This window comes from Saccharopolyspora phatthalungensis, from assembly GCF_014203395.1.
Taxonomy (GTDB): Bacteria; Actinomycetota; Actinomycetes; order Mycobacteriales; family Pseudonocardiaceae; genus Saccharopolyspora; species Saccharopolyspora phatthalungensis.
Genome location: NZ_JACHIW010000001.1, coordinates 3377305 through 3401266 on the forward strand (window position 1 = coordinate 3377305; position 23962 = coordinate 3401266).

Genomic DNA, 23962 nt, shown 5'->3' on the forward strand with positions numbered 1-23962 from the left:
CCTTTCCGTGGCTTCACAGGCCGTGGCGTCGCTCGCCCGTGACCCGTTCACAGATCCGTGCTTCGGACTCGGCCGAGAACGGGCCCCGGTGGGCATCGACCGCCCGCTGGGTGTCCGTGGCGACCAGGTCTGCGTTGATCTGGGCTGCCGCGGCGGCGCCCGCGGCCGCGGCGGCACCGACCTGGGCGGTCAGATCGGTGACGTTGCCCGCGACCCATACGCCGGGCACTTCGGTGCGGCCGGTCGCGTCGGAGGGGATGTATTGACCGACCCCCGATGGATGTTGCGCCGGTCGCAGCCCGAGCGTCGCGAGGAAGTCAGCGCGCGCCGTCATCCGGGGCGAGACAGCCAGCGCTGCGCGCCCGACGACCGTGCCGTCGCTGAGTCGCACGCCGACGAGGCGGTCCTCGACGACTTCCAGGGACGCCACTTCGCCCGAGACCACGGCGATGCCGCGGGCGGCCAGTTTTTCCGCGTCCTCGTCGGTTGGTGGCGGCATGGTGTGGGTGAAGAACGTGACATCGGCGCTCCACTGGCGAAACAGCAATGCCTGGTGCACCGACAGTGGCCCGCTGGCCAGCACGCCGACGGCCTGGTCACGGACCTCCCAGCCATGACAGTACGGACAATGCAGCACATCCCGGCCCCACCGCGCCCGCAGGCCCGGTATGTCCGGCAGCTCGTCCACCAGCCCGGTGGTCACCAGCAATCGGCGCGCCCGGACCACTCGGCCGTCGGCCAGCGCCACCGCGAAGCCGTTGTCCGCACCAGTCAAGGTGGCGACCTGAGCGGGCACTACGTGGCCGCCGTAGCCACGGACTTCCGCCCGACCGCGCGCCAGCAACTCGGTCGGCGGCATCCCGTCCAGGGCCAGTAACCCGTGCACTCCGGCGGCGGGGATGTTGCGCGGGGCGCCCGCGTCGATCACCACCACCGATCGCCGGGCCCGAGCCAGCATCAACGCTGCGCTCAATCCAGCGGCGCCACCGCCGACCACGACGACGTCATAGTCGTTCCGTAACTGTTCGGTCACCACGACCACCTCCGCGACAACCATGCGAGCGCGGCAAGCGCGAGTGCAAACCTTATTGCCGATCTGGCAAGCTAGTGGCGTGGCAGACGACCTTGATCAAGCGCTCCGAGCGGTTGGGCCCCGGCTACGCGCCCTGCGCCGACGGCGCGAAACTACGCTCGCGGAGTTATCGGCGGCCACCGGCATTTCGGTGAGCACCCTGTCCCGGCTGGAGTCCGGTGCCCGCCGCCCGACCCTGGAACAACTGCTCCCGCTGGCCCGGGCCCACGGCGTCACGCTCGACGAACTCGTCGACGCCCCGCCCACCGGAGACCCGCGCATTCACCTGCGCCCGGTCACCGGCTGGGGCATGACCATCGTGCCCCTGACTCGCCGCGCCGGTGGCATCCAGGCGTACAAGCTCGTGATCCCGGCAAGCACCCGCGCAAGGAAGCCCGACCCGCAGACCCACGAGGGCTATGAGTGGCTCTATGTCCTCAACGGTCGGCTGCGGCTCGTCCTCGGCGAACACGACCTGGTGCTCTCGCCCGGCGAAGCCGCCGAATTCGACACCCGCGTACCGCACTGGTTCAGCGCCGCCGACGCCGAACCGGTCGAATTTCTCAGCCTCTTCGGCAAGCAGGGCGAACGCGCACACCTGCGCGCCCGCTCCAAGCCCAAACGCCAACCCGGCGAGCAATAACTCCCAGCGCGCGCCACTGGTGCCGAGGGGCAGTCACAAAGCGTGCGTACCGACGACGTTGCGCGCAAGATCCTCCGGCGCGCCCCCGAGTTCAGCCTGGTAGGAAGCTCAAGCGGACCCGGCGGACCGGATTGTCCACGTTGGTGTCCACCAGGCACACCGACTGCCAGGTGCCTAACGCCGGCTCGCCGCCCAGCACCGGGATCGACGCGTAGGGCGGCACGAACGCGGGCAGCACGTGGTCCCTGCCGTGGCCCGGCGAACCGTGCCGGTGTCGCCAGCGGCCGTCCGCGGGCAGCAGATCCCGCAGCGCGGCGAGCAGATCGTCGTCGCTGCCCGCGCCCGTCTCGATGATCGCCAGCCCGGCAGTCGCGTGCGGTACCCAGACGTTGAGCAGCCCGTCCTTAGCCCCGGCCGAGCGCAGGAAGCGGTCGCACTCCGCGCCCAGGTCATAGACGACCTCCGTGGATCCGGTCCGGACCTCGATTTCCTCGCTGTGCATGCGGTCAACCGTAGCCGTACCGGGACCCGCTCGACCGGTGCGAGGATGTGGGCATGCGAGAGGCATTCGGTGCGAGTTTCGACGTCCCGGACGGATATCTGAACACCGCGAGCATCGGTGTCCCACCCGCGGCCGCGGCCCGCGCGGTCGCGGAATCGGTGGCGCGCTGGGGAAGCGGCCTCGACCGGCCGGAGAACTTCGATCCCGCGGTGGTCACCGCACGGGCATCTTTCGCCCGGCTGATCGGCACCACGGCGGATCGGGTGGCGATCGGATCCACCGCCTCCCAACTCATCGGCCTGGTCGCGGCGAGCCTGCCGGCGGGGACCCGCGTGCTGGTCGCCGGGAACGAGTTCACCAGCGTCGTGTTCCCGTTCGCCGCGCAGCGGGATCGCGGCGTGCGGGTGGCCGAAGTGGAACTGGCCGAGATCGCCGAGCACGCTGCGGACTACGACGTGGTCGCGGTCAGCGTCGTGCAGTCCAGCGACGGCCGCATCGTCGATCTCGACGCCCTGCGGCGGGTCGTCGCCACGCGCTCGACGCGGGTGCTGCTCGACGTGACGCAAGCGGTCGGCTGGCTGCCGTTGCAGGTCGACTGGGCCGACTGGGTCGTCGCTTCGGGCTACAAGTGGTTGCTGTCGCCGCGCGGCGCCGCCTGGCTGGCCGTCCACCCTGATGCGCCCGAGATCCGGCCCAGCAGCGCGAACTGGTACGCGGGCCCGGACCCGTGGAGCACCGTTTACGGCTTGCCGCTGCGGCTTGCCGACGGCGCCCGTGCGCTCGACCTCTCGCCGACGTGGCTGGCGCAAGTCGGAGCGGCTGCGGCGATGGACTGGCTGGCCGGGCTCGACATGACCGCCGTCGCCGAGCACTGCGTCGGGTTGGCCGACGAGTTCCGGGCGGCGCTGGACCTGCCCGCCGCGGGCTCGGCGATCGTCTCGGTGCAGGTGCCGGACGCCGTGTCGAAGCTCACCGCGGCCGGGCTCACCTGTGCCGCGTGGGCGGGCAAGGCCCGGCTGTCATTCCACCTGTACAACACCGGTGCCGATGTCGAACGTGCGGTGCGTGCGCTGCGATGACGGTCAGGGGTGTCCATCTCGTAATCCGCGACCGCTACGGTTGTTGCTCGTGCCGGACCGACGAGGTGAGCCCGAAGAGATGACGGGAGCACAGCCCAACGCGCAGCGCGAAACCACGCCGCTGCGCCGCGACAACTCGCGGATCAGCCCGGATCGCGCGCCGGCGACGCCCGGCTCGCAAGAAGCGACCCGGCCCGCCTTCGCCCCGCCGCCACTGCGCGACGCGCCGCCACTGCGCGACGCGCCGCCACTGCACGACGCACCGCCTCCGCGGGTGCGCCAGCCGACGAGCCCGCAGGCCCCGGTGTCGCAACTGCGTCGCGTCACGCCGACCGGTTGGCTGCTGCGCGGGGTCGTGCTGTTCGTGATCTCGGTGTTATCCGGGGTGCTCTGGCTGATGCTGAAGCCGGCGGACAAGGAGGACGCCGCGCCGCCGGACTTGCCGCGCTACACGTTCACCCCGATCCGCAGGGAAGAAGCGTTCCAGGGCTGCCAGAACGTTTCCACGGATTCGATCAAGGGTTTCTTCGCGAAGCAGGAGTGCGAGCACCTCACGCGAGCGCTCTACCGCACCAAGCTGCCCGACGGCACCGAGGTGTTGACCTCGCTGGTCACCGTCCTGATGCCGAATGCGGCCAGCGCGCAGCAGCTCAACGACCTGACTACCCGGGACGGCACCGGCAACATCCGGGACCTCGTGGACGACGAACGCGACGGCACCGAGAACATGCCCAGGCTGGACGACGACGCCTACGCCTCCGGGGGACAGGACCGGCTGGTGGTGATCGGCGACTCGGCCTACATCAACAAGTCCACGCCGAAGAGCGACCCGGCGCTGCTCGACGTCACCAGGGAAGCCCTCAAACTCGGCTGGCCCCAAGACCAAACGCCCTGACCAAGAGAGTGTTTCAAAGGTGGTTTGCGTGGCGGTGCGGTAGCGGCCCCCTGCGGGAGTTACCGTCGCCGCCTGATCTCCGGGATCCCCGACTTATGTATGGCCCAATACACGGCGCTGGGGCTGTCCTCGCCAGGCGACGTCTGAGCCGTTTGGGACCCTGTTGGGGCGGCGGTGCAGGCTGAGTCCCACACCGCAAGCGGCTTACGCCGCTGATTAGACAGACCCAAGCGCCGGCAGGGTTGGCTGCAAAATGAGCATTGGCCCAAGGGCCCGTGCCGACTCGGAGATCAGGGTTGGCCGGGGAAGGGTTGGGCGGCCGGCTGCCGATCGATGGTGAGCCGCCAGCGGGTGGCCCGGGTGGCCGCGGTGGTGAGGCCGTCGAGAGCGGTGCCGCGCAGCGCGGGGTCCTCGCAGTTCTCCAGCACCGACCGCCAACCGATCGCGCAGTCGTTCTCCGCCTTCACCAACAGTTCGATTGCCGATTTCTGGTCGCCTACCGGCTCCCCGACGTCGTACGCCGGCTGCGCCGGCGGGGGCGTCTGCGCCGCGTCGCGGAGCGCCTGCTCCGCGGTGTCGCGCAACCTCCGGTGCTGCGTCATCGCGTCGTTGATCGCGGCGTGCACGCGTGCTTCTCCCGCGAACGCATTCGCCAGGCCGTACACCCACACGGCCGCGTGCTCCGCGCCCAACGCGCTGCGCAGCGCCTTGCCCGCTTCTTCGGAAAGCTCCGTCACTTCAGCACCTCCCGCAGACTCGCGCAGCTCGCCGAAACCGATCCGAGCAGTCCCGCCCGGTAGGCCGACAGCCCGGGTACCAGCTGCGCCGCCTGGTTCTGCGCCCCGGTCAGCGCATCCCGCAGCGCCTTCGCCGCCGCGTCCGCCGAACCCGGGGCCTGCTGAGGCGCCGCATCGGGCACCGACGGCGGATCTTCTGGATCGCGCGGAGCGACCCGGTCGATCTCCCGCTGCATCGCGTCGGCGTGCGCGGCCCGCGCGGTGGCGATCTCGTTGGCAGCCTCGGCCAGCTCCGAATGCGCGTGCGCGACCGCCTTCGCCAGCTGGGCGTCGGACTTCGCTGCCGCCGCCAGCGCCACCAACGGATCGGGCTCGTCCGGCGCCGGGCTGCACGCCGTGGTCAATGCGGCGGCCACCGGAACCGCCGCGAACAGTCGCAGCAAGCTCCGCCGGCCCAGCGCCGACCTGGCTCGCGAGGGGGAATCCACGTCGGCCTATCCTGCCAGGCGATCATCGCGGCGAACGCCCCGGCACCGCCCTTGTGATCCGCCGGGCCGCGGGCACGATCCGCCGATCGTAGGTCCACGCCGCGCTCGGATGCGGGGGGACGCGATACGCTGGGCGACCGCGGTCAGTCCCGGGTAGCAACGGTCGTGGAAGTCCCGCGGGCCGACCCGGCCGGGAAACCTCTGGTGCCGCCGCATTGCCAGGTCTGAACAGACCCCGATCAGAACTTAGGGAGTGCCAACGTGTCCAGCCCGCCGCGCGGTGCGATCACCGCGCAGCTGGAGCCCGTCGTAGCCCAGGCCGTGGCTCGAACGGGCTTCGACCTGGAGGAGTTCGACGTGCAGCAGGCCGGCCGCCGCCGGCTGATCAAGGTCGTCATCGACTCCGACGACGGGGTCGGGCTCGACGAGATCTCCGACGTCAGTCGCGCGGTGTCGGAGGTGCTGGACGCGCACGAGCACGTCCTGGCCGGCTCCTACACGCTGGAGGTCACCTCGCCGGGCGTGGACCGGCCGCTGACCCGGGTGCGGCACTGGCGGCGGGCCCGCTACCGGCTGGTCAAGATCCGGTTCGCCGGCGGCGAGAAGTTGGTGGTTCGGGTCGGGGAAGCCGATGATGAAGGTGTCACGGTGCTGGTCGGTGGGGAATTGCGCCGAGTGGCTTACCGTGATGTCGAACGCGCGGTGGTCGAGGTGGAATTCCAGCAGCCACCGGCGGAGGATTTGGTCAAGCTGGAGCGGGCTGCGAGCGGCGTTTCCCAAGCGGGGGACGACCGGGAAGACACGGAGGAGTCGAGGTGAACGTCGACATCGCGGCGCTGCGGGCGATAGAACGCGACAAGGACATACCGTTCGAGACGGTCCTGGAAGCGATCGAATCGGCACTGCTCACCGCATACCGCCACACCGAGGGGCACCAGCCGCACGCGCGGGTGGAGGTGGACCGCAAGACGGGTGTCGTGCGGGTCATCGCGCACACCCTGGCCGCCGACGGCAACGTGCAGGAGGAATGGGACGACACCCCGGAGGGCTTCGGGCGCATCGCGGCGACCACCGCGCGGCAGGTCATCCTGCAGCGGCTGCGCGACGCCGAGCACGAGCGGACCTTCGGCGAGTTCTCCGCCAAGGAGGGCGAGATCCTCGGCGGCGTCATTCAGCGCGACGCGCGGGCCAACTCGCGCGGCATGGTCATCGTGCAGGTCGGGGACAGCGAAGGCGTGATCCCGGCCGCCGAGCAGGTGCCGGGCGAGAACTACGAGCACGGCACCCGGATTAAGTGTTACGTCGTCGGCGTTTCACGAAGCGCGCGTGGACCGCAGATCACGCTCTCGCGCACCCACCCGAACCTGGTGCGGCGGCTGTTCGCGCTGGAGGTGCCGGAGATCGCCGACGGCACCGTGGAGATCCCGGCGGTGGCGCGGGAGGCCGGGCATCGCTCCAAGATCGCGGTGCGTTCGGCGGTCAGCGGCGTCAACGCCAAGGGCGCCTGCATCGGGCCAATGGGCTCGCGGGTGCGCAACGTGATGAGCGAGCTGGGCGGCGAGAAGATCGACATCATCGACTTCTCGGACGACCCGGCGACCTTCGTCGGCAATGCGTTGTCGCCGGCCAAGGTGGTGTCGGTCGAGGTCGTCGACGAACGCACCAAGACCGCGCGGGTGGTCGTGCCGGACTTCCAGCTCTCGCTGGCGATCGGCAAGGAAGGCCAGAACGCCCGGCTGGCGGCGCGGCTTACCGGTTGGCGGATCGACATCCGCAGCGATGCCGACCCCGGTTCGCCCACGACCGCGGCGGGCCAGCCGCCGGCGCAGGCGACCGGCCTCGACCCCGCGGTGGAGGGTCTGCCGACCGTGGGTTCGGCCGAGTGACGTCGTCGGGTTAGAATCAGAGGAGGTTCGACGCGAGGAGAGCGACAATCCACACACGTGTGTCCGGCGAGCTCGGCGAAAGCCGTGGGCCGGTGCGTACTTGCGTGGGGTGTCGTGCCCGGACGTCATCCTCTGAGCTGCTGCGTGTGGTGGCTGAGGTCGCTCGGGTGGGTCCCGTCGTTGTTCCCGATCCACGACGTCGGCAACCGGGCCGGGGCGCATGGCTGCATCCGGATCCGGGATGTCTTCGTCTGGCCGAGCGGCGTCGGGCGTTTCCGCGTGCACTGCGTGCACCGGGAGCCCTGGACACCTCAGCCGTGCAGGCCCACTTGAGTGCCGGGCAACCGCGGCCGGTGGCTCACGACATGACCGACGCGGGATCCGTCCCGCGCCAGGCAACTGAAGGAAAGCAGGTCGACCCGTCATGAATCAGCCGTGAAGCTGAAGCCATGAACGCGCATCGGCGATAGGACGAGGTCGAGCGGGACTGCCGCCCGGCCTCACCCAGATGAGGAGAGCAGTGGCAGGCAAGGCCCGCGTACATGAGCTCGCCAAAGAGCTCGGTGTTACCAGCAAGGAAGTACTGAACAAGCTCGCCGAGCAGGGCGAGTACGTGAAGTCTGCGTCCTCCACCGTGGAAGCCCCGGTGGCCCGCAGGCTGCGCGACGCGCTCGCCAAACCCTCGGCGTCGAAGAAGAGCGACGGCGGCGGCAAGCCCGCTCCGGCGGAACCCAGGCCCCCTCGCGCCGAAGCGGCGGCGCCGAAGCCTGGTCCGAAGCCCGGTCCGCGCTCCGAGGGGCCGGCCGGTGAGCGTCCCAAGCCCGGCCCCAAGCCTGGACCGAAGCCCGGTCCCAAGCCTGAGCCGGAGGTCAAGCCCGCCGAGCGGGCGCCGGCCGCCAAGGCCGAGTCCCGGCCGGCGCCAGGCCTCAAGCCCGGTCCCAAGCCGGGCCCGAAGCAGGGTGGCGACGGCGATGCGGGCGTGGTCCCGCCCCGTCCGAAGGCGCCCAAGCCGGGTCCGCGGCAGCCGCGCGTCGGCAACAACCCGTTCGGCGTCGGCAGCGGAGCGCCGCAGCAGCGGCCGCAGCGGCCGGGCCCGGGTGGCCGCCAGGGCGGCGGGCAGGGCCCCGGTCGCCAGCACGGTGGCGGTCACGGTGGCCAGCGGCAGGGCGGCGGTCAGGGTGCCGGCACGGCACCGGCCGCGGGCAACGCGCCGCGTGGTGACGGTGGCTCGCGGCCGAACCCGGGCATGATGCCGCCGCGCCCGAACCCCGGCATGATGCCGCCCCGTCCACCGCGCGGCGGTGGCGGTCCCGGCGGTGGCCGTGGCGGCGGTGGCCGTGGCGGACCGGGTGGCGGCGGCGGTCGTCCCGGCGGTGGCGGCGGTGGTGGCCGTCCCGGCGGCGGTGGCGGCGGCTTCCGCGGCGGTGGTGGCGGCGGTGGCGGTGCGCCGAGCGGCGCCCCGGCCGGTGGTGGCGGCGGTTTCCGCGGTCGTCCTGGCGGCGGTGGCCGTCCGGGTGGCCCCGGTGGTCGCGGCGGCGCGGCCGGTGCCTTCGGTCGCCCCGGCGGTCCGGCCAAGCGCGGTCGCAAGTCGAAGCGGCAGAAGCGCCAGGAATACATGGAGAACATGCAGGCGCCGTCGGTCGGCGGCGTCCGCCTCCCGCGCGGTAGTGGCGAAGTCGTGCGCCTGCGCCGCGGAGCTTCGCTGACCGACTTCGCCGAGAAGATCAACGCCAACCCGGCCTCGCTGGTGCAGGCGATGTTCCACCTCGGTGAGATGGTCACCGCGACCCAGTCCGTCTCCGACGAGGTGCTGGAGCTCCTCGGTCAGGAGATGAACTACAAGATCGAGATGGTCAGTCCGGAGGACGAGGACCGGGAGCTGCTGGAGTCGTTCGACATCAGCTACGGCGACCCGGGCAGCTCCGAGGACGAGCTGGCGGCGCGCCCGCCGGTGGTGACCGTGATGGGTCACGTCGACCACGGTAAGACGCGACTGCTGGACACGATCCGCAAGACGAACGTGCAGGCCGGCGAGGCCGGGGGCATCACCCAGCACATCGGTGCCTACCAGGTCGTCACCAGTCTGGAAGACGTCAACCGGCCGATCACGTTCATCGACACCCCGGGTCACGAGGCGTTCACCGCGATGCGTGCCCGTGGTGCTAAGTCGACCGACATCGCCGTGCTGGTGGTGGCCGCCGACGACGGCGTCATGCCGCAGACGGTGGAGGCGATCAACCACGCCCAGGCGGCCGGGGTGCCGATCGTCGTCGCGGTCAACAAGATCGACGTCGAGGGTGCGAACCCGGACAAGATCCGCCAGCAGCTGACCGAGTACAACCTGGTCGCCGAGGAGTACGGCGGCGAGACCATGTTCGTCGACATCTCGGCCAAGCAGGGCACCAACATCGACAGCCTGCTGGAGGCGATCCTGCTCACCGCGGACGCCACGCTGGACCTGCGGGCCAACCCGAACATGCCCGCCCAGGGTGTGGCGATCGAGGCCCACCTGGACCGCGGTCGCGGTCCGGTCGCCACGGTGCTGGTGCAGCGCGGCACGTTGCGGGTCGGCGACTCGGTGGTGGCCGGCGATGCCTACGGTCGCGTCCGCCGGATGATCAACGAGAACGACGAGGACGTCCCGGAGGCGCTGCCGTCGCGGCCGGTGCAGGTCATCGGCTTCACCTCGGTGCCGGGCGCGGGCGACACCTTCCTGGTGGTCGACGAGGACCGGGTGGCTCGGCAGATCGCCGACCGCCGCGGGGCTCGCATCCGGGAGGCGCAGAACGCGGCCAAGCGCAAGCGGGTCAGCCTCGAGGACCTGGACAAGGTGCTCAAGGAGACCAACCAGCTCAACCTGATCATCAAGGGCGACAACTCGGGTACCGTCGAGGCGCTCGAAGAGTCCCTGATGAAGATCGAGGTTGGCGACGAGGTCGAGCTGCGGGTGATCCACCGCGGCGTCGGTGGCATCAACGAGTCCGACATCAACCTCGCCACCGCGGAGAACACCATCGTGCTGGGCTTCAACGTCCGGGCCGAGGGCAAGGCGGCCGAGGTCGCCAACCGCGAGGGCGTGGAGATCCGGTACTACTCGGTGATCTACCGCGCCATCGAGGACATCGAGCAGGCCCTCAAGGGCATGCTCAAGCCCGAGTTCGAGGAAGTCGAGCTGGGCAAGGCCGAGGTCCGCGAGGTCTTCCGGTCTTCCCGGGTCGGCACCATCGCGGGTTGCATGGTCACCGAAGGCATCATCAAGCGCAACGCCAAGGCGCGTCTGCTGCGGGACAACGTGGTGGTCGCCGAGAACCTCAGCATCAACTCGCTGAAGCGGTTCAAGGACGACGCGACCGAGGTCCGCGACGGCTTCGAATGCGGTCTGACCCTGGGGTCGTACAACGACATCAAGGTCGGCGACGTCATCGAGCCTTACGAGATGCGCGAGAAGCCGCGCAACTGAGCCGGTACTGCGCAGGGGGTCGTCACTCGACGGCCCCCTGCGCAGCGGTTCGCTCCTGCGATGAGGAACACATGTACGTCGGTGTGCTCGAACTGGACGTTCTGCTCGGTGATGTCCACTCCCTGAAGCAGAAGCGCGGTGTCGTGCGGCCCGTGGTGGCCGAACTGCGGAAGCGCTTCGAGGTGGCCGTCGCCGAAGCCGGGAATCAGGATTTGTACCGCCGCGCGCTGTTCGGCATCGCGGCGGTCTCCGGCGACGCCGCGCACGTGCGCGAAGTGCTGGACGCGTGCGAGCGGTTGGTCGCCGCACGCCCCGAACTCGAATTGCTTTCGGCCCGGCAACGCATGCTCGGGCCGGAGGACTGAACTTTCTCCCGAAGGAGGTGCGCCGTGGCTGATACGGCGCGCGCCCGCAGACTCGCCAAGCGCATCGCCCAGATCGTGGCATCCGGGCTGGAGTACGAGGTGAAGGACCCGAGGCTGGCTTTGGTGACGATCACCGACGCACGGGTCACCCCCGATCTGCGGGACGCCACTGTGTACTACACCGTATTCGGCGACGACGCCGATTACGCCTCCACCGCCGCCGCCCTGGCGAGCGCGACGGGGGTGCTGCGATCCCGCGTCGGCCAGCAGACCGGCGTCCGGTTCACCCCGACGCTGACCTTCATCGCCGACACCGTGCCGGACAACGCGCGGCGGATGGAGGAACTGCTGGCCAAGGCGAAGGAAGCCGACGAGGAGGTGGCCCGGTTGGCTTCCGGGGCGATGCCGGCCGGGGACGCCGATCCGTACCGCACCAGCACCGACGATGACGACCTTGCCACCGACGGTGCGGAGGTCGAGCCTTTTTCCGACGCCGATGTGCGTCGTGGGCCACAGAGTGGTTGAGTCGCAACCCAGCATCAGGTGCGTTAGGCATCGGTGGTCGCAACGACCATCGATGCCGTGGAGGTGAACCTGTGCGCGGGCAATCCGATATCGGCCGCCCCGGCGGCGGTCCTTCGACCGCCGTCGATCCGGTCGAACTAGCGGTGGCCGAGGCCGCTCGCAAGCTGTCCGAGGCCTCGGACGTGACGCTGTTCGCGCATATCAACCCGGACGCCGACGCGCTCGGTAGCGCACTCGCGCTGGGGCGGGCGCTGCGGCGGCGGGGCTGCACGGTGCGGGTGTCGTTCGGAAAGCCGGAGCAGCCGCCGTTCTCGCTGCGCGACCTGGACGGCGACGGGCTGGTGGTCCCCGCGGACGAGGTGCCTGCCGCTCCGCCCACGCTCGTCGTCTGCGACACCGGGAGTCTGCAGCGGCTCGGCAAGCTCGCCGACCGGGTCGCCGCGACGATCGCCGCGGGTGGCGATGTCATCGTGATCGACCACCACGTGTCCAACACGCGCTACGGCACGCTGCACGTGGTCGACGAGCACGCCGAGGCGACCGTGATGATCGTGCTCCGGTTGCTGGACGAGCTCGGCGAGGAACTCGACTTGCCCATGGCGCGGTGCCTCTACGCGGGCTTGGTCACCGATACCCGTTCTTTCCGGCACGCCAGCGCGTGGACGCATCGGGTGGCGGCGCGGCTGCTGGAGGCCGGGGTGGACCCGGAGGCGACCACCCGGCCGTTGCTGGACACGCACCCGTTCGACTGGATGAACATGCTGTCCCGGGTGCTCAGCGAGGCGCGGTTAGAGCCGGACGCGGCGCGGGGGCTCGGCTTGGTGCACGCGACGGTCCGGCTGGCACATTCCGATGGCCTGCGCAGCGAGGACGTGGACAGCGTCATCGACGTGGTGCGCACGACCAGCGAGGCGGAGGTGGCGGCGGTGCTCAAGGAGACCGCGCCGAAGCACTGGTCCGTTTCGCTGCGTGCCGACAGCCGGTTGGACGTCGGCCGCGCAGCGGCCGCATGCGGCGGTGGCGGGCACCGACTCGCCTCCGGTTTCACGGCCCAGGGCTCGGCGGAAGACATCATCGCGGCGCTGCGCAAGGCTCTCGACGAGGCGCCCCTGCTCTGATGGCGATTCAAGGCGATTTCAATTGGAAATCAGCGCCCTGGTTTCCATTGAAATCGCGGCGTCGGGCACGGAAGGCCGCGACGTGCATGCGGTTGGCGCAGCGCGGGCTGCAGAAGCGCTTGGCCTGGTTCGTCGAGGTGTCCAGGAAGTAGGTGTGGCAGCCCTCGGCGCCGCAGCACCCCCAGCGCGTGGTGCCGTGCTGGACGACGCCCTGCGCTAGGCCCCACGCCGCCGCGGCGGCGACTTCGTCGACCGCAGGTGCGTCCGGCCCCGCCACGTGGACGTGCCAGTTCGGGGTGCCCTCGCGGCCGCCGTGCCCGGACAGCCGGGGTCGCGGCGGATGCGCCGACAACAGCGTGTTGATCTCGGCCAACACGGTTTCGCCGTCGTCGGCCACCATCGCATCCAGCGCCCGGCGCAGCCCGGCGGTCACGCCGTGCAGCACCGGTAGGTCGTGCTCGTGCAACCGGTCGGCCCACCACGGCTCGTCATGGAGCGCGGCGCGCACCGCGTCCAGGGTGCTCAGGTCGGCGTTGGCGAGCCGGAGCGCCACGGCTGCGTAATCAGCGTTATCCATTTGCGCTCCTTACCGGTACCCTGACGTGTCAGGGGCGGACCCATCAGTCGCAGCTTACCGGGAGGCAAGGTGTCCGATCCGGGGGAACGCGTATCGCCGCGTCGAGTGCTGGCGCTCGCGGTGCCCGCGCTCGGCGTGCTGGCCGCCGAACCGCTGTACGTGCTCGTCGACACCGCAGTGGTCGGGCACCTCGGAGCGGTGCCGCTGGCCGGGCTCGCGCTAGGCGGGACGCTGTTCACGCTGGTGTCGAGCCAATTGACCTTCCTGACCTACGGCACCACGGCGCGCACCGCGCGGCTGCACGGTGCCGGACGCCGCAAGGACGCCGTCGCCGAGGGTGTGCAGGCGACCTGGCTGGGGATCGGCGTCGGCGTGGGGCTCCTGCTGCTGGCGCAGCTGCTCGCGGTCCCGATCGCGGAACTGCTGGCCGGTCCCGGCCCGATCGCCGACGCGGCCGCGACCTGGCTGCGAATCGCGTTGCTCGGGGCGCCGATGGTGCTGATCACCATGGTCGGCAACGGCTGGATGCGCGGCGTGCAGGACACCGCTCGACCGCTCCGGTATGTGGTGGTCGGCAACGGCATTTCCGCGGTGCTATGCCCGCTGTTCGTCTACCCGTTCGGCTGGGGCCTGGAGGGTTCGGCGATTGCGAACCTGATCGGCCAGACGATCGCCGCCGTGCTGTTCGTGCGGGCGCTGGTCGCCGAACGGGTGCCGCTGAAACCGGAGCCGGCGAAGATGCGCGCCCAGCTCGGTCTCGGGCGCGACCTCGTGCTGCGCACGCTCGCGTTCCAGGCGTGCTTCCTGTCGGCAACGTCGGTGGCGGCCCGGACCGGTGCGGAGGCCGCGGCCGCGCACCAGGTTGTCTGGCAGTTGTGGTCGTTCCTGGCGCTGGTGCTCGATTCGCTGGCGATCGCGGCGCAGTCGTTGGTCGGCGCGGCGCTCGGTGCGGGTTCGGCTCCGCGCGCCAAGGGGATCGCCCGGCAAGTCACCTGGTACGGCTTGGTGTTCGGCATCGTGCTCGGGCTGGTGTTCGCGGCGCTTTCGAGCCCGCTGCCCGCGTTGTTCACCACCGACGGCGCGGTGCTGTCGGAGGTCCCGCACGCCTGGTGGTTCTTCGTCCTCCTACAGCCGGTGGCGGGCGTGGTTTTCGCGCTCGACGGGGTTTTCCTGGGGGCCGGCGACGCCGCTTACCTGCGGACCGCGACGTTGCTGAGCGCGGCCATCGGCTACCTGCCGCTGATCTGGCTGGCGCTGGCGTTCGGTTGGGGGCTGGCCGGGATCTGGACCGGGCTGAGCTTGTTCATGGTCCTGCGCCTGATCACGCTGTTGCTGCGGGCCCGCTCCGGCCGCTGGGCCGTCGTCGGCGCCACACGGGCAGCCGCCATGGCGTAGGCGGCGGCTCGCCGAGCGCTCGTGCGGCTGCGATCGCGTGGTCAGCGCTGTGGCATGGCGAGCGCACCCTAGCGACGCCGGTCGGGCCGGGTCGGGGATGATGGTGCGTCGTGTCCGAGCACTCCCGTAAAAGCCGCCCCACCGTTCCGCCCGGCCTGCTGGTGATCGACAAACCGGCGGGGATGACCTCGCACGACGTCGTGTCCCGGGTCCGCCGCATCATGGGCACCCGCCGGGTCGGGCACGCCGGAACGCTGGACCCGATGGCCACCGGCGTGCTGGTGCTGGGCCTGGAGCGCGCCACCAAGCTGCTCGGTCACCTGGCCCTGGACACCAAGGCATACCTGGCCACGATCCGACTGGGCGCCGCCACCACCACCGATGACGCCGAAGGCGACGTCGTATCCACTGTGGATGCTTCCACAGTGGACGAAGGTGCGGTCCGGGCCGGGATTTCGGCGCTGACCGGCGACATCCAGCAGGTGCCGAGCGCGGTCAGCGCGGTCAAGATCAACGGTCGGCGCGCCTACGAGCTAGCGCGCTCCGGCGAGAGCGTCGAGCTCGCGGCGCGGCCCGTCACCGTCTCGCGCTTCGACGTGCTGGCGTTGCGCCGCACCGAGCGCACCACCGAGCTGGACGTGCTGGTCGAGTGCTCGTCGGGGACCTACGTGCGCGCGCTGGCCCGGGATCTGGGCGCCGGGCTCGGTGTCGGCGGGCATCTCGGCGAGCTGCGCCGGACGCGGGTCGGCCCCTTCGGTCTCGTCACCGCGCGGACCCTGCAGCAGCTGGAAGCGGAGCCCGGGCTTTCGATGGATCTCGATCAGGCGGTCGAGGCGGCCTTTCCGCGCCGCAACGTCGACGCGACGGTAGCCCGCGCCCTCTCGCACGGGCAGGTCGTGCCGGCGGCCGGTGTCGAAGGCACCTACGGGATGTTCGACCCGGACGGCAAGGCGGTCGCCCTCGTCCGCGACCGTGGCCGGACCGCGAAACCGGTGTTGGTGATCATTCCGGCGAACTGACCGACGTCTCGCCGGGTAGCCGGAGATCGCGCGCGTGTGAGCTCGCTCGCAGGTCCGGCCCACTCGCCCGGGTCGGGTGATCCACGGCACGGGGCGGTGGCGTTCCGGCTACCTGGTGGCGGCGCAGTAGGCTTCCTGGTCGTGCAGCGATGGCGTGGTTTGGAGCAGATCCCCGGCGGCTGGGGCCGGTGCGTGGTGACCATCGGCGTCTTCGACGGCGTGCATCGGGGGCATCAACAGCTGATCACGCACGCGGTGCAGCAAGCGCGCCGCCGCAACGTCCCCTGTGTGCTGATGACCTTCGACCCGCACCCGTCCGAGGTGGTGCGCCCGGGTAGTCATCCGGCGCAGCTGACCACCCTGCGGCGCCGCGCCGAGCTGGCCGAACAGCTCGGCGTCGAGGTGTTCTGCGTGCTGCCGTTCACCCGAGAGGTCTCGCGCCTGCCGGCCGAGGAGTTCGTGCACGAGATGCTGGTGGAGCGGCTGCACGCGGCGGAGATCGTGGTCGGCGAGAACTTCACCTTCGGCCACAAGGCGGCGGGCAACATCGAGCTGCTGGCCAAGCTCGGCGAGCGGTTCGGCTTCGAGGTCGAATCCGATTCGCTGGTCTCCGGGCCGGTGCGGCGGGCCGACGACGCGGCGGACACTTCGGTGACGTTCTCGTCGACCTACATCCGCTCCTGCATCGACGCCGGCGACGTCGTCGCCGCGGCCTCGGCTCTGGGCCGCTATCACCGGCTGGAGGGCATCGTGGTGCGCGGCGCCGGACGCGGCGGCAAGGAGCTCGGCTTCCCGACCGCGAACCTGTCCACCCCGCCGCACGCGGCGATCCCCGCCGACGGCGTCTACGCGGCCTGGTTCACGCACCGCCGACGCGGCTCGGGGCAGCCGACGCGGACCCTGCCCGCGGCGGTGTCGGTGGGCAGCAACCCGACCTTCTCCGGCACCGAGCGCACCGTCGAGGCCTACGTGCTGGACATCGATGCCGACTTCTACGGCGAGCACGTCGAACTGGACTTCGTGCAGCGGCTGCGGTCCATGGAGCGCTTCGACACCGTCGATGCGTTGATTGAGCAAATGCACCAGGACGTCGCCGAAACTCGGCGAATTCTGAATGCGGACGGGTGAAACCAGACATGTCGGCATTCCGAACGGAGCAACCGCGTCCGCTGCCCGGCGCATCGCGATCGGAACGGATTTCGGATTCCCGCCCGAATCCCGCCGGTGCCCTGGCAGTATTCAAGGCCGGACCAGCAGCCGTGCGCGGTCGGGCCGACGCCGACATGGGGGGAGCGAAGGTGACGGAGAGCAGCAACGTCCAGCGGAACCTGGCGCTGCAACGGCAGTGGTACGGCGAGCCGCTCGGGGACCGGGTGCGTCGCCTGGTCGTTGCGTTCCGCATCTCGCAGGCCCAGCTCGCCGAGGTGCTGGGGATCAGCGCACCGATGCTCAGCCAGGTGATGAGCGGGCGCCGCGCCAAGATCGGCAACCCCTCGGTGCTGGCCCGGCTGGTGATGCTGGAGCGCAAGGTGCTCGTCCCCGGTGTCGCGGCGGGCGAATCGGATGCGATCAAGCAGGCGTTGGAGGACGTCCGGCACTCGCGCCCGTCGGTGGGGCGGGACAATCTGCCGGTCATGCAGGTCGCCAACGGCGAGGAAGCGGCCTGGCCGGTGTTGCGCGAGGTGGCCAAGCCCAGCGAACTTGAGTCGGCGGCGTCGCTGCTCGAAGGCCGCTACCCGGCGCTGGCGCAGCTGCTCCGCCGAGCCGCCAACGGCGAACCCGACTGACAACTGGAAACGCGTTTCGCCGAGTCGGCGAGCGTGCGTATGTTGGGTCCGGAGCCGTCTGTGGGCGTTAACAGCCAAAGGCGTTCACGGGTCCCGACCCAGGGGGAAGGAATGCGCCTGTTCACCGCGTTGTGGCCCGCGGAGGAGGCGGTGCGGCATCTGGCATCGGCGGTGGACCGGCTCGATCCGGGCCGGGTGGCAGAGGCCACTGCCGGGTTGCGCAAATTCCGCTTCACCCCCGCGCGGCGCTGGCACCTGACGCTGTGCTTCCACGGCGACGACGCCGATCAGCAGCGCGTGACCGACCGGCTCGACCGCCGCGTCGCCCGGCTGCGGGAGACCGACCCGGTCCCGCCGCGCCTCCGGCTGGCCGGCGCGGGGATTTTCCGCGGCGTGTTGTGGGTCGGCGTCGAGCCTGAGACCGACTCCGACGAAGCCGCGCTGCGGGCGCTGGTGCGCGCGGCCGGTGGCGATCCGCGCGGTTACGCAGCGCATCTCACCATCGCCAGGTGGGCCGCCGGGCGCGGCGACCGGGAGTTGCTGCCCGGCCTGTTCGCCGGCTACGCCGGCCCGTGGTGGCGGCCGCGCGAACTCGCCGTCGTGGCCAGTGACCTGCAAGAAGGCGCCCGCGGGTACCGGACGGTGCACCGTGCCGCGGTAACGGGCGAGTCACCGGGCTGACCCGGCCGTAGCAGCTCCCCCTGTTATCCTGGCCGGTGGAACGGCTGCAGTCCGTGGCGGCCGCATCCGGTCGGCGCACGACGTCGACCCGCCACCCGGCCGCTGGGTCGGGCGTAGCTGACACGGGACATCGAAGGAGAGTCAACTCGTGGCGTTGTCCACTGAAGACAAGAAGCAGATCCTGGCCGAGTACGGCCTGAAGGACGGCGACACCGGTTCGCCCGAGGCCCAGGTGGCCCTGCTGACCAAGCGGATCATCGGGCTGACCGAGCACCTCAAGCAGCACAAGCACGACCACCACTCGCGTCGTGGCCTGCTGCTGATGGTCGGTCGCCGCCGCCGACTGCTCAACTACCTGACCAAGGTGGACATCGAACGCTACCGTTCGCTGATCCAGCGACTCGGTCTGCGTCGTTGACGAACGCCGGGGGGAGTGGCCGACGGACCGCTCCCCCCGGTGCATGAAAGGGGACGGCGCCCGGCGCCGTCGCAATAGGAGAGCGCTCACGGTGGCACGCACCGGGCAGGCGTCCGCCGGTCCTCGGTAGTGGCTGCCGGGCAAGTCGTCGCAACAGACGTTCCCGGGGGCTTCGATCGATGGCCGGCTTCGTCGGACCACGACTCGGATGCTCCTGCCGTGGGCCTCACGAACTGAGGAGTCAACCTTGACTGAACCCCAGATCGACGAGGGCGTGTACGAAGCCAGCGCCGTACTGGACAACGGCGCGTTCGGCACCCGGACCGTCCGGTTCGAAACGGGCCGGCTGGCCAAGCAGGCCGCCGGCAGTGTCGTCGCCTACCTCGACGACGACACCATGCTGCTGTCCGCCACCACGGCGTCCAAGCAGCCGAAGGAGCACTTCGACTTCTTCCCGCTGACCGTCGACGTCGAAGAGCGGATGTACGCCGCGGGCCGCATCCCCGGCTCGTTCTTCCGCCGAGAGGGTCGCCCGTCCACCGACGCGATCCTGACCTGCCGGCTGATCGACCGGCCGCTGCGCCCGTCCTTCGTGGACGGCCTGCGCAACGAGGTCCAGGTCGTCGTCACGGTGATGAGCCTGGCGCCCGGCGACCTCTACGACGTGCTGGCGATCAACGCCGCGTCGGCGTCCACCCAGCTGTCCGGGCTGCCGTTCTCCGGCCCGATCGGCAGCACCCGGATGGCGCTGATCGACGGCCAGTGGGTGGCCTTCCCCACCCACGAGCAGCTGGAGCGGGCCGTGTTCGACATGGTCGTCGCGGGCCGCATCGTCGGCGACGACGTGGCGATCATGATGGTGGAGGCAGAGGCCACGGACAAGACCGTCCACCTGGTCGCCGACGGTGCGCAGGCGCCGACCGAGGAGGTCGTCGCCGACGGTCTGGAGGCGGCGAAGCCGTTCATCCGGACCCTGTGCCAGGCGCAGCAGCAGCTCGCGCAGGCCGCCGCCAAGGCCGTCCAGGAGTTCCCGGTGTTCCCGGCCTATGCCGAGGACGCCTTCACCGCCGTCGAGCAGGCCGTCTCCGGTGAGCTCGCCGAGGCGCTGAAGATCGCTGGCAAGCACGAGCGGGAGAACCGCCTCGACGAGATCAAGGCCGAGGTGCTGGAGAAGGTCGGCACCGGCGAAGGCCAGCAGTTCGAGGGCCGCGAGAAGGAGATCGGCGCCGCGTTCCGGTCGCTGACCAAGAAGCTGGTGCGGCAGCGGATCATCCGCGACCAGGTCCGCATCGACGGTCGCGGGCTGACCGACATCCGCAGCCTGTCCGCCGAGGTCGGCGTGATCCCGCGGGCCCACGGCTCGGCGCTGTTCGAGCGCGGCGAAACCCAGATCCTGGGCGTTTCCACGCTGAACATGCTGCGGTTGGAGCAGACCATCGACTCGTTGTCCCCGGAGACGACGAAGCGGTACATGCACCACTACAACTTCCCGCCCTACTCGACCGGTGAGACCGGCCGGGTCGGCAGCCCGAAGCGGCGCGAGATCGGCCACGGCGCGCTGGCCGAGCGTGCGTTGATGCCCGTGCTGCCGTCGCGCGAGGAGTTCCCGTACGCGCTCCGGCAGGTCTCCGAGGCGCTGGGCTCCAACGGGTCCACGTCGATGGGCTCGGTGTGCGCCTCGACGCTGTCGCTGCTGAACGCGGGCGTGCCGCTGAAGGCGCCGGTGGCCGGCATCGCGATGGGCCTGGTCTCCGACGAGGTCGACGGCCGGACCCACTACGTGGCGCTGACCGACATCCTGGGTGCCGAGGACGCCTTCGGTGACATGGACTTCAAGGTCGCCGGAACCAAGGACTTCGTCACCGCCCTGCAGCTGGACACCAAGCTGGACGGCATCCCGTCCGAGGTGCTGGCCCAGGCGCTCGGCCAGGCCCGCGACGCCCGGTTCACCATCCTCGAGGTGATGGCCGAGGCGATCGGCAAGCCCGACGAGATGAGCCCGCACGCCCCGCGGGTGACCGCCATCAACATCCCGGTGGACAAGATCGGCGAGGTCATCGGCCCGAAGGGCAAGATGATCAACTCGATCACCGAGGAGACCGGCGCGGAGATCACCATCGAGGACGACGGCACGATCTACGTCGGCGCGGCCGACGGCCCGTCCGCGGAGGCCGCGATCGACAAGATCAACGCGATCGCCAACCCGCAGCTGCCGAAGGTCGGCGAGCGCTTCCTGGGCACCGTGGTCAAGACCGCGGCCTTCGGCGCGTTCGTCTCGCTGCTGCCGGGCAAGGACGGCCTGGTGCACATCTCCAAACTGGGCAACGGCAAGCGCATCGGCAAGGTCGAGGACGTGGTCAACGTCGGCGACAAGCTGCGCGTGGAGATCGCCGACATCGACAGCCGTGGCAAGATCAGCCTGGTGCTGGTCGACGACGAGGCGGAGCAGGCCGAGGGCGAGGCCAAGCCGGAGGCCGAGACCTCGGCGCAGTGACCAATCGACGAATGTGACGCACCCTGCGGCCCGCCCCGGTTTCCGGGGCGGGCCGTATGGTCGTGAGTGGCGATGGTCGCGTTCCAGCGATCGTCCTGGCGACCACTGCCGCTCGACGACGACGCGACGAGACCGAACTAGGGAAATGAAGCAGAACCAGACACGCGCCGGGCACCTGCAGCGTCCCGGAACCACCCGGGTCCTCGGTCGCACTGGCGACGCGGCGGTGCGCCGCACGGTGCTGCCGGGCGGCCTACGACTGGTCACCGAACCCGTGCCGGGCGTGCGTTCGGCCTCGGTCGGGATCTGGGTCGCGGTGGGCTCGCGCGACGAAGGGCGGCCGCAGGCCGGCGCCGCGCACTACCTGGAGCATCTCCTGTTCAAGGGCACGGCCAAGCGCACCGCGGTGGACATCGCGCAGGAGATCGACACGGTCGGCGGCGAGCTGAACGCGTTCACATCCAAGGAGCACACCTGCTACTACGCGCACGTGCTGGACCAGGACCTGCCGCTGGCCATCGACATGCTTTGCGACGTGGTCTTTGACGCGGTGAACGCGAAGTCCGATGTGGACACTGAGCGCAGCGTGGTCCTGGAGGAGATCGCGATGCGCGACGACGACCCCGAGGATCTGCTGCACGAGCTGTTCACCTCGGCCGTGCTGGGTGACCACCCGCTCGGCCGCTCGGTGCTGGGCACCGAGGACTCCATCACCAACATGACTCGGGCCAGGGTGCACGGCTTCTACCGCCGCAGCTATGCGATGCCCAAGATGGTCGTCGCCGCGGCCGGGAATGTCGACCACGGCCGGGTGCTGCGGCTACTCCGCAAGGCGCTTGGCGACCGGCTGGACGGCGACGTGCAGCCCGCGCCGCCGCGCATGGGGCGGGCTCGGCTACCGAAGCAGCAGCCGCTGGCGCTGCACACCGACGACACCGAGCAGGCTCACCTGCTGATGGGTTGCCGCGGCTTCGACCGTCACGACGAGAGCCGGTTCGCGCTCGGGGTGCTCAACGCCGCGCTGGGCGGCGGCATGAGCTCGCGGCTTTTCCAGGAGATCCGCGAGCGCCGCGGCCTGGCCTACTCGGTGTACTCGGCGACCACGGCCTACTCGGACGCCGGGACATTCTCGGTGTACGCCGGCTGCGCCCCGGATCGGCTCGGTGAGGTCGTGACGGTGATCCGCGACGTGCTCGCCGGCGTCGCGGCCGACGGGCTGGCCGAAGACGAGGTGGAGCGCGGCCGGGGGCAGCTTCGCGGCGGCCTGGTGCTCGGCCTGGAGGACAGCGCCTCGCGGATGAGCCGGATCGGCAAGATCGAGCTGAACTACGGCAGGCACTACACGGTCGAGCAGACCCTGGAGCGCATCGACGCGGTCACCGCGGAGGAGGTGGCGAAGCTGGCCGCCGAGCTCTTGCGCCGTCCGTTCACCACGGCCGTCGTCGGCCCCTACGACACCCCTGCGGACCTGCACGTCGATTTCAAGGGAAATCGACGTGCGGATTTCCATTGAAATCGCCCTCGACGGAAAGGTAGTCGTCACGTGAACAGCCCGATCAAGGTCGGCGTGCTGGGCGCCCGTGGGCGCATGGGCTCGGAAGCGGTTCGCGCCGTTGACGAAGCACGCGACACCGAACTGGTCGCCGCGATCAACCGCGAGGACGGCCTGACGGGGCTCACGGACCACGGCGCTCAGGTCGCCGTCGATCTCACCCACCCCGATGCCGTGCTGGACAACATCCGGTTCTGCATCGAGCACGGCATCCACGTGGTGGTCGGCACCAGCGGGCTCGGCACTCCGGAATTGGAGACCGTGCGCTCCTGGCTGGCCGAGCGGCCCGAGGTCGGTGTGCTGGTCGCGCCGAACTTCGCGATCGGAGCGGTGCTGTCGATGCGGTTCGCCGAGCTGGCCGCGAAGTTCTTCGAGTCCGTGGAGATCATCGAGCTGCACCACCCGAAGAAGGCCGACGCGCCGTCCGGCACGGCCGCGCGCACCGCCCAGGTGGTCGCGCAGGCGCGCGCGGATGCGGGCCTGGGCGCGGTGCCGGATGCGACGACCAAGGAACTCGACGGCGCCCGCGGGGCGGATGTCGAAGGCGTGCGGGTGCACTCGGTGCGGATGACCGGACTCGTCGCGCACCAAGAGGTCCTTTTCGGCACCGAAGGCGAGACCCTGACGATCCGGCACGATTCCTACGACCGCCGCTCGTTCATGCCGGGAGTGCTGCTTTCGATCCGTGAGGTCGGCGCTCGCCCGGGCCTGACCGTCGGCCTAGAAGCATTGCTGGGGATCTGAGTGGCCGAGCGGCGCAGACTGATGAACCCGCGGACGTCCGCGTTCGTGGTCGCGTTCGTGCTGCTGGTGTACCTGGTGCTCATGGGTGGCCGCGCGGTCACCATGATCACCAGCGGGCAGCCGGTGTTCATCGCGCTCGGCGTGGCGGTCTTCGTGCTGCCGGTTCTCGGCGCGGTGCTGGTCATTGACCAGCTGCGGTTCGGCGTGAGCACCGAGCGCCTGGCACGGCGGCTCTACGACGAGGACGCGCTGCCGGACGTCTCGCACCTGCCGCGCCGCCCCTCCGGTCGCGTGGAGCGGGAGGCGGCCGACGCGTACTTCGACGAAAAGCAGGCGGAACTGGAAGCCGCACCGCAGGACTGGCGCCGGTGGTTCGCGCTAGCGCAGGCCTACGACCTGGCCGGCGACCGGAACCGCGGCCGCAAGGCGATGCGCCGCGCGATCGAGCTGGAACACACAGAATCCCAGCAGTGACGTCCCCGCATCCCAGCAGTGCCGTCCCCGCGCCGCGCTACCGCTCGCCCG

25 protein-coding genes are annotated in these 23962 nt (G+C 70.4%); 20 read left to right on the forward strand and 5 right to left on the reverse strand.

Annotated features, from left to right (window positions below; translation table 11 throughout):
* Positions 1–13: 13 nt before the first annotated feature.
* Positions 14–1057 carry an NAD(P)/FAD-dependent oxidoreductase gene (locus BJ970_RS15635; protein ID WP_184726942.1) on the reverse strand — a complete coding sequence of 348 codons (1044 nt, stop codon included), beginning with the start codon at positions 1055–1057 and terminating at the stop codon, positions 14–16.
* Positions 1058–1112: 55 nt separating this feature from the next.
* Here BJ970_RS15635 and BJ970_RS15640 point away from each other — a divergent pair, with 55 nt between their 5' ends.
* Positions 1113–1715, forward strand: coding sequence for a helix-turn-helix domain-containing protein (locus BJ970_RS15640; RefSeq protein WP_312864268.1), 603 nt, complete (start codon positions 1113–1115; stop codon positions 1713–1715).
* 91 nt (positions 1716–1806) lie between these two features.
* Here BJ970_RS15640 and BJ970_RS15645 read toward each other — a convergent pair whose 3' ends face one another.
* Positions 1807–2217, reverse strand: coding sequence for a YjbQ family protein (locus BJ970_RS15645; protein ID WP_184726944.1), 411 nt, complete (start codon positions 2215–2217; stop codon positions 1807–1809).
* 53 nt (positions 2218–2270) lie between these two features.
* On the opposite strand from BJ970_RS15645, the gene BJ970_RS15650 reads away from it, so the two are divergent.
* A complete protein-coding gene (locus BJ970_RS15650) occupies positions 2271–3296 on the forward strand; it encodes an aminotransferase class V-fold PLP-dependent enzyme (RefSeq protein WP_184726945.1) in 1026 nt (341 codons plus the stop codon).
* A gap of 49 nt (positions 3297–3345) precedes the next feature.
* Complete coding sequence (locus BJ970_RS15655; protein ID WP_312864269.1) at positions 3346–4191, forward strand: hypothetical protein; 846 nt, start codon at positions 3346–3348, stop codon at positions 4189–4191.
* 290 nt (positions 4192–4481) lie between these two features.
* Here BJ970_RS15655 and BJ970_RS15660 read toward each other — a convergent pair whose 3' ends face one another.
* Together BJ970_RS15660 and BJ970_RS15665 are read right to left on the reverse strand one after the other, a co-directional pair.
* A complete protein-coding gene (locus tag BJ970_RS15660) occupies positions 4482–4928 on the reverse strand; it encodes a ferritin-like domain-containing protein (protein WP_184726946.1) in 447 nt (148 codons plus the stop codon).
* Positions 4925–5416, reverse strand: a complete 492-nt coding sequence (locus BJ970_RS15665; RefSeq protein WP_312864270.1) for a hypothetical protein — start codon at positions 5414–5416, stop codon at positions 4925–4927. The genes BJ970_RS15660 and BJ970_RS15665 overlap by 4 nt, the downstream gene beginning before the upstream one ends.
* Before the next feature lie 261 nt (positions 5417–5677).
* Here BJ970_RS15665 and rimP point away from each other — a divergent pair, with 261 nt between their 5' ends.
* The 7 genes from rimP to BJ970_RS15700 all read left to right on the forward strand — a co-directional run bounded on the left by rimP (position 5678) and on the right by BJ970_RS15700 (position 12770).
* Positions 5678–6235: a ribosome maturation factor RimP gene (rimP, locus tag BJ970_RS15670; RefSeq protein WP_184726947.1), complete on the forward strand. Its 558-nt coding sequence runs from the start codon at positions 5678–5680 to the stop codon at positions 6233–6235.
* Positions 6232–7302: a transcription termination factor NusA gene (gene nusA, locus BJ970_RS15675; RefSeq protein ID WP_184726948.1), complete on the forward strand. Its 1071-nt coding sequence runs from the start codon at positions 6232–6234 to the stop codon at positions 7300–7302. Before rimP ends, nusA begins: the two co-directional genes overlap by 4 nt.
* 104 nt (positions 7303–7406) lie before the next feature.
* A complete protein-coding gene (locus BJ970_RS15680) occupies positions 7407–7730 on the forward strand; it encodes a YlxR family protein (RefSeq protein ID WP_312864448.1) in 324 nt (107 codons plus the stop codon).
* Positions 7731–7822: 92 nt separating this feature from the next.
* Positions 7823–10762, forward strand: coding sequence for a translation initiation factor IF-2 (gene infB / locus BJ970_RS38865; protein ID WP_184726950.1), 2940 nt, complete (start codon positions 7823–7825; stop codon positions 10760–10762).
* Positions 10763–10833: 71 nt separating this feature from the next.
* A complete protein-coding gene (locus BJ970_RS15690; RefSeq protein WP_184726951.1) occupies positions 10834–11127 on the forward strand; it encodes a DUF503 domain-containing protein in 294 nt (97 codons plus the stop codon).
* A 24-nt stretch (positions 11128–11151) separates the two neighbouring features.
* A complete protein-coding gene (gene rbfA, locus BJ970_RS15695; protein WP_184726952.1) occupies positions 11152–11652 on the forward strand; it encodes a 30S ribosome-binding factor RbfA in 501 nt (166 codons plus the stop codon).
* 143 nt (positions 11653–11795) lie between these two features.
* On the forward strand, positions 11796–12770 hold the full coding sequence (locus BJ970_RS15700) for a DHH family phosphoesterase (RefSeq protein WP_184729127.1): 975 nt from the start codon (positions 11796–11798) through the stop codon (positions 12768–12770).
* A 7-nt stretch (positions 12771–12777) separates the two neighbouring features.
* Here the strand turns inward: BJ970_RS15700 and BJ970_RS15705 are convergent, their stop codons facing one another.
* Positions 12778–13347 carry a CGNR zinc finger domain-containing protein gene (locus tag BJ970_RS15705; protein WP_184726953.1) on the reverse strand — a complete coding sequence of 190 codons (570 nt, stop codon included), beginning with the start codon at positions 13345–13347 and terminating at the stop codon, positions 12778–12780.
* A gap of 69 nt (positions 13348–13416) precedes the next feature.
* On the opposite strand from BJ970_RS15705, the gene BJ970_RS15710 reads away from it, so the two are divergent.
* The 10 genes from BJ970_RS15710 (at position 13417) to BJ970_RS15755 (ending at position 23911) form a co-directional block, all read left to right on the forward strand.
* Positions 13417–14742, forward strand: coding sequence for an MATE family efflux transporter (locus BJ970_RS15710; RefSeq protein WP_184726954.1), 1326 nt, complete (start codon positions 13417–13419; stop codon positions 14740–14742).
* Positions 14743–14852: 110 nt separating this feature from the next.
* On the forward strand, positions 14853–15761 hold the full coding sequence (gene truB / locus BJ970_RS15715; RefSeq protein ID WP_184726955.1) for a tRNA pseudouridine(55) synthase TruB: 909 nt from the start codon (positions 14853–14855) through the stop codon (positions 15759–15761).
* Positions 15762–15902: 141 nt separating this feature from the next.
* Positions 15903–16889 carry a bifunctional riboflavin kinase/FAD synthetase gene (locus BJ970_RS15720; RefSeq protein ID WP_184726956.1) on the forward strand — a complete coding sequence of 329 codons (987 nt, stop codon included), beginning with the start codon at positions 15903–15905 and terminating at the stop codon, positions 16887–16889.
* Positions 16890–17044: 155 nt separating this feature from the next.
* Positions 17045–17548, forward strand: a complete 504-nt coding sequence (locus BJ970_RS15725) for a helix-turn-helix domain-containing protein (protein WP_184729128.1) — start codon at positions 17045–17047, stop codon at positions 17546–17548.
* A gap of 111 nt (positions 17549–17659) precedes the next feature.
* Positions 17660–18229, forward strand: coding sequence for a 2'-5' RNA ligase family protein (locus tag BJ970_RS15730; RefSeq protein WP_184726957.1), 570 nt, complete (start codon positions 17660–17662; stop codon positions 18227–18229).
* Positions 18230–18377: 148 nt separating this feature from the next.
* Positions 18378–18647 carry a 30S ribosomal protein S15 gene (rpsO, locus tag BJ970_RS15735; protein WP_184726958.1) on the forward strand — a complete coding sequence of 90 codons (270 nt, stop codon included), beginning with the start codon at positions 18378–18380 and terminating at the stop codon, positions 18645–18647.
* Between the two features lie 208 nt (positions 18648–18855).
* Entirely contained in the window at positions 18856–21141 is a 2286-nt protein-coding gene (locus tag BJ970_RS15740) for a polyribonucleotide nucleotidyltransferase (protein WP_376775046.1), read from the forward strand.
* 145 nt (positions 21142–21286) lie between these two features.
* Complete coding sequence (locus BJ970_RS15745; RefSeq protein WP_184726960.1) at positions 21287–22654, forward strand: M16 family metallopeptidase; 1368 nt, start codon at positions 21287–21289, stop codon at positions 22652–22654.
* Between the two features lie 30 nt (positions 22655–22684).
* Positions 22685–23437 carry a 4-hydroxy-tetrahydrodipicolinate reductase gene (gene dapB, locus BJ970_RS15750; protein ID WP_184726961.1) on the forward strand — a complete coding sequence of 251 codons (753 nt, stop codon included), beginning with the start codon at positions 22685–22687 and terminating at the stop codon, positions 23435–23437.
* A gap of 21 nt (positions 23438–23458) precedes the next feature.
* Positions 23459–23911 (forward strand): hypothetical protein, encoded by a 453-nt coding sequence (locus BJ970_RS15755; protein ID WP_184726962.1) that lies wholly within the window; start codon positions 23459–23461, stop codon positions 23909–23911.
* The last annotated feature ends 51 nt before the right edge of the window (positions 23912–23962 follow it).